The organism is Kocuria atrinae (assembly GCF_039531425.1).
In the GTDB taxonomy this organism is placed as follows: domain Bacteria; phylum Actinomycetota; class Actinomycetes; order Actinomycetales; family Micrococcaceae; genus Kocuria; species Kocuria atrinae.
In genome coordinates, this window is record NZ_BAAAQA010000033.1 from 144426 (window position 1) to 156519 (window position 12094).

Annotated in this window: 10 protein-coding genes; 8 read left to right on the top strand and 2 right to left on the bottom strand. The window is 64.3% G+C overall.

Annotated elements, in window-relative coordinates:
* Positions 1-170: 170 nt before the first annotated feature.
* Complete coding sequence (locus ABD283_RS13250; protein ID WP_344225446.1) at positions 171-1763, bottom strand: SulP family inorganic anion transporter; 1593 nt, start codon at positions 1761-1763, stop codon at positions 171-173.
* A 238-nt stretch (positions 1764-2001) separates the two neighbouring features.
* Between ABD283_RS13250 and rarD the strand changes: the two genes are divergently transcribed.
* On the top strand, positions 2002-3030 hold the full coding sequence (gene rarD, locus ABD283_RS13255; protein WP_344225447.1) for an EamA family transporter RarD: 1029 nt from the start codon (positions 2002-2004) through the stop codon (positions 3028-3030).
* Between the two features lie 167 nt (positions 3031-3197).
* Here rarD and ABD283_RS13260 read toward each other — a convergent pair whose 3' ends face one another.
* A complete protein-coding gene (locus ABD283_RS13260) occupies positions 3198-4619 on the bottom strand; it encodes a glucose-6-phosphate dehydrogenase (RefSeq protein ID WP_344225448.1) in 1422 nt (473 codons plus the stop codon).
* A gap of 84 nt (positions 4620-4703) precedes the next feature.
* On the opposite strand from ABD283_RS13260, the gene ABD283_RS13265 reads away from it, so the two are divergent.
* The 7 genes from ABD283_RS13265 to ABD283_RS13295 all read left to right on the top strand — a co-directional run bounded on the left by ABD283_RS13265 (position 4704) and on the right by ABD283_RS13295 (position 12025).
* Positions 4704-6788 carry a glycoside hydrolase family 15 protein gene (locus tag ABD283_RS13265; RefSeq protein WP_344225449.1) on the top strand — a complete coding sequence of 695 codons (2085 nt, stop codon included), beginning with the start codon at positions 4704-4706 and terminating at the stop codon, positions 6786-6788.
* A 122-nt stretch (positions 6789-6910) separates the two neighbouring features.
* Positions 6911-8287 (top strand): L-serine ammonia-lyase, encoded by a 1377-nt coding sequence (locus ABD283_RS13270; protein WP_344225450.1) that lies wholly within the window; start codon positions 6911-6913, stop codon positions 8285-8287.
* 16 nt (positions 8288-8303) lie between these two features.
* Positions 8304-8813 carry a metallophosphoesterase family protein gene (locus tag ABD283_RS13275; RefSeq protein WP_095798945.1) on the top strand — a complete coding sequence of 170 codons (510 nt, stop codon included), beginning with the start codon at positions 8304-8306 and terminating at the stop codon, positions 8811-8813.
* Between the two features lie 94 nt (positions 8814-8907).
* On the top strand, positions 8908-10005 hold the full coding sequence (arsB, locus tag ABD283_RS13280) for an ACR3 family arsenite efflux transporter (protein ID WP_095798944.1): 1098 nt from the start codon (positions 8908-8910) through the stop codon (positions 10003-10005).
* A gap of 29 nt (positions 10006-10034) precedes the next feature.
* A complete protein-coding gene (locus ABD283_RS13285; protein ID WP_344225451.1) occupies positions 10035-10454 on the top strand; it encodes an arsenate-mycothiol transferase ArsC in 420 nt (139 codons plus the stop codon).
* A gap of 27 nt (positions 10455-10481) precedes the next feature.
* Positions 10482-11078 (top strand): RNA 2',3'-cyclic phosphodiesterase, encoded by a 597-nt coding sequence (gene thpR, locus ABD283_RS13290; RefSeq protein WP_344225452.1) that lies wholly within the window; start codon positions 10482-10484, stop codon positions 11076-11078.
* Between the two features lie 137 nt (positions 11079-11215).
* Positions 11216-12025 carry an IS1096 element passenger TnpR family protein gene (locus ABD283_RS13295; protein ID WP_315275815.1) on the top strand — a complete coding sequence of 270 codons (810 nt, stop codon included), beginning with the start codon at positions 11216-11218 and terminating at the stop codon, positions 12023-12025.
* Positions 12026-12094: the final 69 nt, after the last annotated feature.

The following is a 12094-nucleotide window of genomic DNA, read 5'->3' on the forward strand; positions in this document are numbered from 1 at the left end:
AGCGCTGAGTGACCAACGCCAAATTAGACGAACGTGCGGAGCGCGGCTCCGGTGACCTGGTCGTCACCGGGGACAAGGTGGAGGTGAACTTCTCCGACTGGTGACACGCGGGCCAGTGTGGGTCGGTGGATGGGGTGCCTCTCAGCCACCGAGCCAATTGACGATTGGCCCTACTGCATGGTCCCGGACAACCGCGCCCTCATGCGTCGGGACGGCAGGTTGAGTCCCCGGATCTTCACGGTGGTGCCGTGAGCGCGGTACTTGTCCGTGACGGCGTCCACGGCCGCCACCGTGGAGGCATCCCAGATGTGTGACTCGCTGAAATCGATGACCACGGTCGCCGGGTCCTCGGCGTAGCGGAACTGGGTGTACAGGTCGTTGGAGGAGGCGAAGAACAACTCGCCGCGCACATGGTAGGTGGCCATGGCGTTGTCGTCGGCAGAGTGACCGGAAGCCGGGATATCGGATCCGTACGGGTCGGACGGGCCAGCCGCTACAGCACTGCCTCCGCGCGAACCCGTCGAGGACTCCACGGTGCGCTCCACCGTGACCACATGAGCTACGCGGCGTGCGAAGCCGATCATCGCCGCCAGGACACCCGCACCCACGCCGAGCGCCAGGTTATGGGTGGCCACCGTGACGGCAACCGTCACGAGCATGACCACGGTTTCGGACAGCGGCATGCGGCGCAGCGTGGACGGGCGGATGGAGTGCCAGTCGAAGGTTGCCCAGGCCACGAAGATCATGATGGCGGCCAGCGCGGCCATGGGAATGGTGCCCACGATCTCGCCCAGTAGCACCACCAGGAGCAGCAGGAACACTCCGGAGAGGAACGTGGAGATCCGAGTGCGCGCTCCCGAGGCCCGCACGTTGATCATCGTCTGCCCGATCATGCCGCAACCGCCCATGGTGCCGAACATGCCGCTGACCACGTTGCCCACACCCTGACCCCAAGTTTCGCGGGTCTTGCTGGAGGGGGTGTCGGTGATGTCGTCCACGAGCTTGGCGGTCATGAGCGATTCCATGATGCCCACCACCGCCATGGTCAGGGCGAACGGAGCGATGATTTGCAGTGTCTCCAGCGTGTAGGGCACGTCCGGGACGATCAGCTGGGGCCATGAGTCGGGGAGTTTGCCCTTGTCACTCACGGTGGGCACGTTCAATCCGAGCAGCACCACTACCGGGGTGAGCACCAGGATCGCCACGAGTGGTGCGGGCACGGCGGTGGTGAGCCGGGGCAGACCGAACACGATCAACAAGGCGACTGCCGCCACCGGGTACACCGCCCACGGCACGCCGATGAGTTCCTCGAGCTGCGGGATGAACAGCAGAATGCCCAGGGCATTCACGAAGCCCACCATGACCGAGCGCGGCACGAACCGCATGATCCGTGCGAAACCTACCGCGCCCAGCACGATCTGGAAAACGCCCGCCAGAATCACCGCGGCAATTAGATAGTTCACACCGTGCGATGCGACCAAGGGGGCCATCACGAGTGCCGTGGCACCGGTGGCTGCCGAAATCATGGCGGGGCGCCCACCCGCCAGAGCCAAGGTCATGGCCATGAGTGCGGCGGCGAACAGCCCCACCTGTGGGTCCACGCCGGCGATCACGGAGAAGGCAATGGCCTCGGGAATCAGGGCCAGCCCCACCACCAGGGCGCCCAGGACTTCGGTCTTGAGCCACGAAGGGGTGCGCAGGGCGCGTGTAACGGACTGGCGTTGGAGCGGTGTGACGTGGTTGGTGTGCACGGAGGAGGACACAGAACTCCCGGGTGAGATCAAGGGCGAGGAACAAGGGTGGAATCGGCGAGCGGTCGGAACCGAGCACTGCGCAGAACACGGCCCGAGCGTGCCGCGGCGACCCCCAATAGGGTAGCGCCCCGGTCACAGGTGGTCTTTACCGCGCTCACCCCCTACCTTGAGAAGAAGGTTCTTCAACCATTCAATCCACACACGCAAGGGGCGATATACCGCTGCACTGACCGGAAGGAGCATTCTCATGCTGAGAGGTGTCCTGGCCTCCGTTTTGGCCTCCGTATTCTTCGGGGTTCTGTATCTCTATCCGGTGCTGTTGCAGCCGATGAACGCCAATCAGATTCTGGCGTTCCGTATGCTCCTCACCTTTCCCGCGGTCACACTGATCCTGTTAATGACCGGCAGGCGCTGGGCCATTCAACGGGTGCTGGTGCTGGCGGGGGAGAAACCTCTGGTGGGCCTGTCCCTGCTGGTCACCGCCGGGATTCTGGCCATGCAGATGTGGTTGTTCGCGTGGGCCCCCTTGAACGGCTACGCCCTGGACACCTCCCTCGGCTACTTCCTCCTGCCGCTGGTCATGGTCGTGATCGGGCGGGTGCTCTACCAGGAACCAATGTCCTGGTGGAAGATCGCCGGTGCCGCGCTGGCCACGATCGGGGTGATCCACGAAGTCTGGCGGGCAGGCGGCATGTCCTGGCCCACCGTGGCGGTGGCCGGCGGTTACGCCGTGTACTTCGTGGTGCGTCACCAGGCCGGCACCTCGTTCTCGGGCGGCTTGTGGGCGGAGATGGCGCTCATGCTCCCCATTGCCGCGTTCCTGCTGGGCGCGGAGGACGGTCTGACCGCCATTGACGACCAGAGCTTGTTGATCGCCGCGATCCTCGGACTGGGTGCGCTCAGCGCCGGCGCCCTGGTCGCGTACACAGTGGCCAGCAAGCTCCTGCCGTTCAACGTGTTCGGCCTGCTCGGCTACCTGGAGCCGGTGCTACTCGTGTTCGTTTCGCTCGCGATCGGCGAGACCCTGGCCCCGGGTCAGATCTTCACCTACCTGCCGATCTGGCTGGCACTGGGAGTGCTTGTGGTTGAGTCGGCCGTGGACATCGTCCGCCGACGCCGCTCGGTCACCACCCCTGCCGAAGATTACGAATCCGAGCGGGAACCGGTCACCGCGGGCATCCCCATCGTGGACCAGCCACTCGCGGAAATGACCGCCGGTTCCCACCCGGTGACCGCGGGGATTCCCCTCGTGGACCGACACGAGCGTCACGACTGACGCGGCGTCGTCGGCTAGGACAGCTCCTCCAGGTATGCCGCATTCTGATCGACGGTAACGCCCGGGTGCGGAGCCGGGCGCAGAGTGATCGACGTTAAGTCCAGGAATCGGCTTGTTCCTGGTTACAAAGTCGATCAGATTGAAGGGTGCGTGGGCACTGGGCGCTACTACGGCAGCGGCACCGGGCCCTCGGAACCGGCGGGGTACTCGAGCAGGGGTGCGTCCGTGGCGTAGGCGTGCTTGATGAGGTCGATGATCCGCCAGCCCTCCTCGGTTGCATCCGCGCGCACGGTGAAGGTGGGGTCCCCGTCCAAGATCCACCGCATCACGGAGCCGTAGGCGGTGAGCCCCGGGGTGGGCGTGCCGCTGGACAGTGTCAACCGGTTCATGCCTCGTGAGTCATATGGGCTGCCCACGTTGAGTTCGATCTGCACGTTTTCGTCCTCGAATCCCACCGAGATGGCGTTGGGAGCCAGCGGGTGCGGCCAGCCTTCGTAGCCGTGCGGCGGTTGGCGGAAGGTCACGCGGATGTGCTGGACCGGATTGCCAATGGCCTTGCCCGAGCGCAACGTCACGGGCACGCCGTTCCACCGCCAGGTGTCCACCTCGAGGGTGACCTGCGCGAACGTTTCCGTCTCGCGCGAAGGATCCACGCCCTCCTCGGAGGTGTAATCGGGGAGCTCGTGAGCGTCCACTGTGCCCGCGGTGTACCGGCCGCGGACCACGGGCGTGATCTTGCGGTACTGGGGAGAGCGGGTCGAAGAATCCTCACTCCACAGGCGCGTGGCGCGGAGAATGTGCGCGGTGTTGGCCGGCACCTCCACGGGGTCGAAGCGGGAGGGCGGTTCCATCATGACCAACGCCATGACCTGCAGCAGGTGGGACTGGATCATGTCTTCCGCAGCACCCGTGGAATCGTAGAAACCGGCGCGGCCTTCCAACGCCAGCGTTTCATCAAAGACGATCTCGATGGATTCCACGTGCTCGCGGCTCCACACCGGCTCGAACATGCGGTTGCCAAAGCGCAGGCCGCTCACGTCCAGCACGCCGGGCATGCCCAGGAAGTGGTCCACGCGGAAGGTGTGATCCTCGTCGACCAGCTCACCCACCAGTGCGTTGAGCTCTCGCGCCGAGTCGAGGTCCGTGCCCACGGGCTTTTCGAGTGCGAGGCAGAGGTCGTCGGGCAAAGAGTCGAGGCTCTTCAAGGCCTCGCAGGCCTTGCGCGTGACGGCCGGTGCCAACGCGAAGTACAGGCAGACGGGCCCCTCCACGTCGTCGAGCAGTGCGGCCAGTTGGTCTGCCTCGGCCACGTCGCACTCGATCCAGCGGGTGGAGTCTTTGACCCGCTCGACCGAAGGCCCGGTCGCACCCACGGAATCGAAGGCTTTGGCAACCGTTTGGGGCCAATCGGCGCCCCGAACGTCGTCGTCGGGTCCCGAGGGGCCTGGGAAGTCGTCGCGAGCGGAACCAATCACCGTGATCTCCCGGTCCGGCTGTTCGTTGAGCAGCGTGCCCAGTCCGGGAAGGAGAAGACGAGCGGTGAGGTCCCCGGAGGCACCCAGGATGACCAGTGTCCTGATGTTCTGCATACCTCTACGTTAGATCAGGCGTCTGAATCCTCGATGAGGCTCGCTTCCAGGCGTTTGCAGGGTGCTGATGATTGAATTCTGCCTATGAGTACCCCTCTTGAGGACTATGCGCTGTTGGCCGATCTCCACACCGGACCGTTGGTGTCACGGGAGGGGAGTGTGGACTGGTTGTGCTTCCCGCGCTTCGACTCTCCGGCCGTGTTCTGCTCGATCCTGGGGGATGAGAGTAACGGGCGGTGGAAGCTCAGTGCCGTGGACGGGGAAGTGGTCTCACGGCGTTACGTCCCCCAAACATTCATCGTGGAGACGGAGTGGTGCACGCCCACGGGCAGAGCCGTGGTCACGGACTTCCTCCCGCCCAGCGATGACACCGCCAACCTGATCCGTCGCGTGAAGTGCCTGGAGGGCACCGTGAAGGTCGAGCACGACCTGCGCATGCGATTCGATTACGGCAGCGTTACGCCGTGGGTGCGTCGTGTGGACCTGGGCCCGGAGGACGACGGCGCGCAAGACGGCCCCACCGCGGACTTGGGTGATGACCCTTCGGATCCGCATCCGGTGGGTACCTCCGAGGATGTGGGTCGCCGGCCCGAAGACTCGGGTGAGGATCACGGAGCACGCAGCCATGCCGGCTCCTACAAGAAGTTCCGAGAGAGAGTGCGCGAGGCGGCGTCGCAGTGCAGTTCACAGGTCACCGTGGACCGGGGGTTGCTGGCTGTGGCCGGTCCGGACGCGTTGCTGCTGACGGGTCCTTCCTTGGAGCCGTACGAGACCAGCGTGGACGGTAAGACCAAGGAGCTCACTGACGGGGACACGCACGGACCCGATGCGGACATATGCGCAGCGGAGGAGGTGCAACGTGGCCACGGTGGACAATTCACTGTTCGCGAGGGCGAGGAGCTCGCCTGGGTCCTCACCTGGTGCCACGCCTATGAAAACCTCCCGGCCCCCGCGGACCCGCAGTCTGCCCAGCAGGCCACGGAGAAGTTCTGGCGCGAGTGGGCCTCGGACGTTTCCTGGGACGGGGGTAGGGACTACGAATACGCCGTGGGCCGGTCCTTACTGGTGCTGCGTGCGCTCACCCACTCCAACACCGGGGGAATCGTGGCGGCCCCCACCGCGGGCCTGCCGGAGGACTTCGGTGGGGAACGCAACTGGGACTATCGGTACACGTGGCTGAGGGATGCCGCGCTGACCATTGAAGTGCTGGTCCAACACGGGCACACGGACGGTGCATTGTTGTGGCGTGACTGGCTGTTGCGCGCGGTGGCCGGGGACCCGGAGCAGCTGCAGATCATGTACGGCATTGACGGTCGCCGTAATCTCATGGAATACGAGCTGGACCATCTGACGGGCTACGAGAACTCCACCCCGGTGCGCGTGGGCAACGGGGCCGCGGGCCAATTCCAGGCGGATGTCACCGGTGAGGTGATGATGGCGCTTGCCGAGCTGCGTGCCGCGGGGATCGAGGAAAACGATTACTCGTGGGGTTTGCAGATGAACCTCATGAAGTACTGCGAGATTCACATGGAGGACCCGGATCACGGGATCTGGGAAATGCGCGGTGACAAGCACTTCTTCACCCACGGTCGGGTCATGATGTGGGCCACGTTCAACGAGGGAATCCGCGCCGCAGAGCAGTTCGGGCTGCAGGGAGACGTGGAGCGGTGGCGCCACCAGCGAGACCGTCTGCACGACGAGATCTGGGAGAAGGGCTACAACGAGGAACTCGGCATTTTCACCCAGACCTACGACAACACCGAGGTGGACGCCTCCCTCCTGCAGTTACCGCACACCGGGTTCATCGAACCGGACCACCCGGCCATGCTGCGCACAGTCGCGCGGATTGAAGAGGACCTGCAGGGCGATTACGGGCAGGTTTGGCGTTACCGCACCTCCGATTCCGGTGAGTCCATGGACGGCCTGGAAGGGCACGAATACCCGTTCGTGATCTGCACGTTCTGGCTGGTCGAACAGTACGCACGCTCCGGTCGCGTGGACGATGCACGGGAACTCATGGACACCACCGTGGGCTTCTCGTCCGACCTCGGCCTGCTGGCTGAAGAGTACGACGTCGCCCAGCACAGGATGGCGGGCAACTTCCCTCAGGCGTTCAGTCACCTGGGCTTGATTCGAGCGGCGGACGCGCTACGGGAGGCGCAAGGGTGAGGCCGTGCGCCTCCCTGACTACGACAGGTGTCTTGCTCACTATGTGAGACACGCGTAGCTTTGGCCATACCCCGGCGGATCGAAGCAGGTCAGGGAAAATTCGTGAATCTGGAGGAAGTGTCGTGGCACTGAGCGCATTGGATCTGTTCTCGGTCGGAATCGGCCCGTCCTCATCGCACACCGTGGGACCCATGCGGGCTGCACGGTTGTTCGTCGAGGGGCTCGAGGAAGACGGCTTGCTGGAATCCGTGGCGCGCGTGCACTCTCAGCTGTTCGGTTCTCTGGGAGCCACGGGTTGGGGCCACGGATCGGACAAGGCAGTGATCCTGGGCCTGATGGGCGAGGATCCCGAGACCGTGGATACGGACTCCGCAGACGATCAAGTACGCCAGGCCACCGACGATCAGAAGCTGATGCTCGGCGGTCGGCAGGGGATCGGCTTCGACCGCTCTCACGATGTGATCATGCACCGTCGCAAGTCTCTGCCCACTCACCCCAACGGGATGAGCTTCGAAGCCTACGACGCCGCTGGCGACCTGGTGCGCGAACGGATCTACTATTCGGTGGGCGGCGGTTTCGTGGTGGACGAGTCGGCCTCCGGCTCGGACAAGATCGTCGCGGACACCACCCCGGTGAAGTACCCGTTCAACACCGGCGACGAGTTGCTGGCCGTGTGTGAGACCGAGGGGCTGTCCATTGCAGAGGTCATGATCGCCAACGAGGAGTCCTGGCGGCCCGCCGAGGACACCCGGGCTCAACTACTGCATATCTGGGACGTGATGCAGGAGTGTGTGGAGAACGGGTGCATGCGCGAAGAGAAAACGCTGCCCGGGGGACTGAAAGTGCGGCGTCGGGCGCCGGAACTGCGACGTCGTCTACGCGCCAAGGAAGCCGACAACGACCCCATGCGAGGCATGGACTGGGTCAACCTGTGGGCGCTCGCGGTCAATGAGGAGAACGCCTCCGGTGGCCGTATCGTCACGGCACCCACCAACGGTGCAGCGGGCATCATCCCGGCGGTGCTGCATTTCTACACGCGCTTCATGGAAGATGCCAACGATGACCAGGTGCTCAACTACCTGATGACCGCCGCCGCGATCGGCATCATCATCAAGGAGAACGCGTCCATCTCCGGCGCCGAGGTCGGCTGTCAGGGTGAGGTGGGATCGGCGTGCGCGATGGCCGCGGCCGGATTGTGCGCCGTGATCGGCGGGTCTCCCCGTCAGGTGGAGAACGCCGCCGAACTGGGGATCGAGCACAACCTGGGTCTCACGTGTGATCCCGTGGGTGGCCTCGTTCAGATTCCCTGCATCGAGCGCAATGCGATTGCCAGCGTCAAGGCCATTAACTCGGCCCGACTGTGCATGCATGGCGACGGCGAACACAAGGTCTCGTTCGATCAGGTCGTGAAGACCATGCGCGAAACCGGCGCGGACATGAAGGTCAAGTACAAGGAAACATCCCGCGGTGGCCTGGCGGTCAACGTGATTGAGTGCTGACCGGGACAATAGGACCGTGAGCACATCCATTCTTCTCATTGCCGATACGCACCTTCCCAAGCGCGCAAAAGCCCTGCCTGACCAGGTGTGGGAGCAGGTCGACTCCGCAGATGTGGTGATCCACGCTGGGGACTGGGTGGATCTGGACACCTATGAAGCTCTCAAGAGCAGGTCCAAGCGGTTGATCGCCGTGTGGGGCAATAACGACGGTCCCGAGCTGCGCGAGCTTATGCCCGAAACCATCCACTGGGAGATGGAGGGTCTGCGGTTCGCCATGACGCACGAATCCGGTGCGGCCACCGGACGCGAGAAGCGTATGGACAAGGCCTTCCCGGACACTGACGTGCTGATCTTCGGGCACAGCCACATTCCGTGGGATTCGGTGTCTCCCGCAGGCATGCGGTTGCTCAACCCGGGGTCGCCCACGGATCGGCGCCGCCAGCCGCACTGCACGTACATGCGGGTCACCGCCGACGACGGCGCGCTCGCCTCGGTCGAGCTCATCAAGTTGCCACCGCGAACCTAGCCTGTTCAAGGCGCGCGTTTCTGGATTGATGTTTGTCTATACGACCATTACGCTCACGTATAGACAAATATCAATCCGAAGGATTAGTTGCCCCATGACCGACACCGTTAAGGACCGTCCCGCCACACAGCACGGGGTGGTCAAGGACATGTCCTTCCTGGACCGCTGGCTTCCCGTGTGGATCATCGCGGCCATGGTGCTGGGCCTTCTGCTGGGTCGGCTGGTTCCCGGCCTGGACACCGCCCTGGAAGCGGTGAAGATCGGCGAGGTCTCGCTCCCCATCGCCATCGGGCTGCTGGTCATGATGTACCCGGTGCTGGCCAAGGTCCGCTACAACGAGACCCACCGGGTCACCGGCGACCGCAAGCTGCTGGGGCTCTCGCTGGTGCTCAACTGGCTCGTGGGCCCCGCGTTGATGTTCGCGCTGGCCTGGATCTTCCTACCGGATCTACCCGAATACCGCACTGGGTTGATCATCGTGGGCCTGGCCCGTTGCATCGCCATGGTACTGATCTGGAACGACCTGGCCTGCGGTGATCGTGAGGCCGCGGCGGTTCTGGTGGCCATCAACTCGGTGTTCCAGGTGATCGCGTTCGGCCTGCTGGGCTGGTTCTACCTGCAGCTCTTGCCGTCCTGGCTGGGTCTGCCCACCACGAGTGCCGAGTTCAGCATCGGCGCCATTGTGCTGTCCGTCCTGGTGTTCCTGGGGATCCCGCTGCTGGCCGGATTCCTCACGCGCACCTTGGGCGAACGCGCCAAGGGCCGTGACTGGTACGAAAACACGTTCCTGCCCAAGATCGGCCCGTTCGCTCTCTACGGTTTGCTGTTCACCATTGTTCTGCTGTTCGCACTCCAGGGCGATGCCATCACGTCCAACCCGTGGGACGTCGCTCGGATCGCGCTGCCGCTGCTGGTGTACTTCTTCGTGATGTTCGGGATCGGCCTGCTGGCCTCGCGCGGCATGGGCCTGAACTATGCCAAGTCCACCACCGTGGCGTTCACTGCCGCGGGCAACAACTTTGAACTCGCCATTGCGGTGGCCATCGGTACGTTCGGGGTGACCTCGGGCCAAGCGCTCGCAGGCGTGGTGGGTCCGCTCATCGAGGTGCCCGTTCTCGTGGCACTGGTCTACGTTTCACTCTGGGCCGGCCGCAAGCTGTTCCCCGGCGACCGCACCGTTCCCACTCGCTGACACATCAAGACATCGATTCAGGAGACCCCATGGCCGATCACAAACCGTCCGTCTTGTTCGTGTGCGTCAAGAATGGCGGAAAGTCTCAGATGGCTGCCGCGCTGATGGAGCTGAAGGTCCGCGGCGCCGTCGACGTCTATTCGGCCGGTACCAAGCCCGGCAGTGTGATCAACGCGCAATCAGCCGAGGCTGTGGCCGAGGTGGGTGCGGACATGTCCGCCGGGACCCCCAAGGCCATTGATCCGGACCTGTTGCGACGCGTCGATCGCGTGGTGCTCGTGGGCGGGGAAGCCCAGGTCGAGCCGGTGGAAGGCATGGCCGGGGCCATTGAAACGTGGCTCACGGACGAGCCGTCCGAACGCGGCATCGAGGGCATGGAGCGGATGCGGTTGGTGCGCGACGACATTGCGGCTCGCGTGGACAACCTTCTCGCCGAGCTCACCCGGTAGCCGCCGCCCACCATTTAGGGTGGGTCCATGAGGCTGTTCGCCGCTGTTTATCCCACGCGAGCCGCACGCGAGCACTTGGTGAGTGCATTGCGTGAGGTCCGCGAGCTCACGGGTACGGCCCTGCGCTGGGGAGATCCCGAGCAATGGCATGTCACGCTCGGCTTCTACGGTGACCAGCCGGAAGGTGCGGTGCCGGACCTCAAGGAGCATCTGAGCAGCGTCGCCGGCGAGACCGCACCGTTCATCTCGTGCTTGCGTGGGGCCGGCTCGTTCTCCGGGACCACACTGTGGATGGGGCTGGGCGGTCAGTCCGAGTGCATGGTCGATCTCATGCGGGCGTGTTCACTTGACGTGGCCGAGCGCGCCCGGCAGCGGGCCCACCTCACGGTCGCGCGGATGTCTCGTGCGGAGCGGACTCGAAAGGCCCGCGAACAACGACGCCGTTCGCGAACCATTGCGCGCCCCGCACCCGAACTGTCGGACGTCGTCCACGCCCTGTCCGTGTACAAGGGCCCCGAATGGACCGTCAGCGAGATCAGGTTGGTGGCCTCGGTGCTGGGTGAGGGCCGGGGCGGGGGTGCGCTGCATCAGGAGGTGGAACGCTTTCCCCTGCGGGGGCGGTGAACCAGCAGGCTGAGGCCCCGGTCAGGGGCGGGTAGCGTCGGGATGACCACGGGTGCCTCGCGGTCAGCGAACAGCCCTCGGGTTATAACCCCGTAGGGTGGGTATGAAGAGGCGGCCTAAGCTGCCATCCTGGTTGAATGGCACGAACCTGGTTATCACTCACGGTGGAGTTGCTCGGCGGGCGCGGCGAGGTGCTGTGGCCACCGCCGGGGCGGATTTTTGCTGTGGGGCCCCGGCATACTTTTGCGGATTTCGAGCAGTCGATCAATGACGCCTTTAGTCGCTGGGATCGCTCGCACCTGTCGATGTTCACACTCGCCGATGGGCGGGTGGTCACGGACTCGATGACTGGTGAGGAGATGGCTGGTTCGATCAGAGGCCCTATCGTCGCGCCCGTTGACATTGCCACGGCCAAGGTGACCCGCACAGTGAAGCCTGGGGACGAGTTCCAATTCACTTTCGACTTCGGTGACGACTGGACGCATCGGTGCGTGGTCGGAGATCAAAAGGTCGATCCGCTGGACGTGCTGGGTATTCAACCCGCAGCACCCCTGCCGTACTGGGGTTGGGGCAGCGTCCCCGATCAGTACGGGCGCAGATGGAGCGATGATGACGGAGAAAGTCCTGCGCCCGAGATGCCCGGGCAGCCGAATTCCATGCTGACCCATGAGTGGCCTCCGCATGATCAGGTGCCCGCCCTCGACAAAGTCCGGGTCCGTGAGGCTATCGCGGCTCAGGACGCCAATGGTTTTATTGTCGCGGTGACGGGATGTGAGATCGACGATGCGCTGGAAATTGTTGCGGAGGGTATCCCCATGGCGCTGGCGAAACATCATCAATTGGCCGAGCCAGTGGCACTGTCCGTCATTAACAGGCTGACCTGGCGCAGCGCACCGGGTGATGAGCAATTGGCCGAAAAATTGTTGACCGCCCTACGCGGCGGATAGCCAACAGCCATCGCCCCAGCGCGGTGTCGCGCTCGAAGACGAGCATCCTGAGCAGGACGTCCGAGTCAG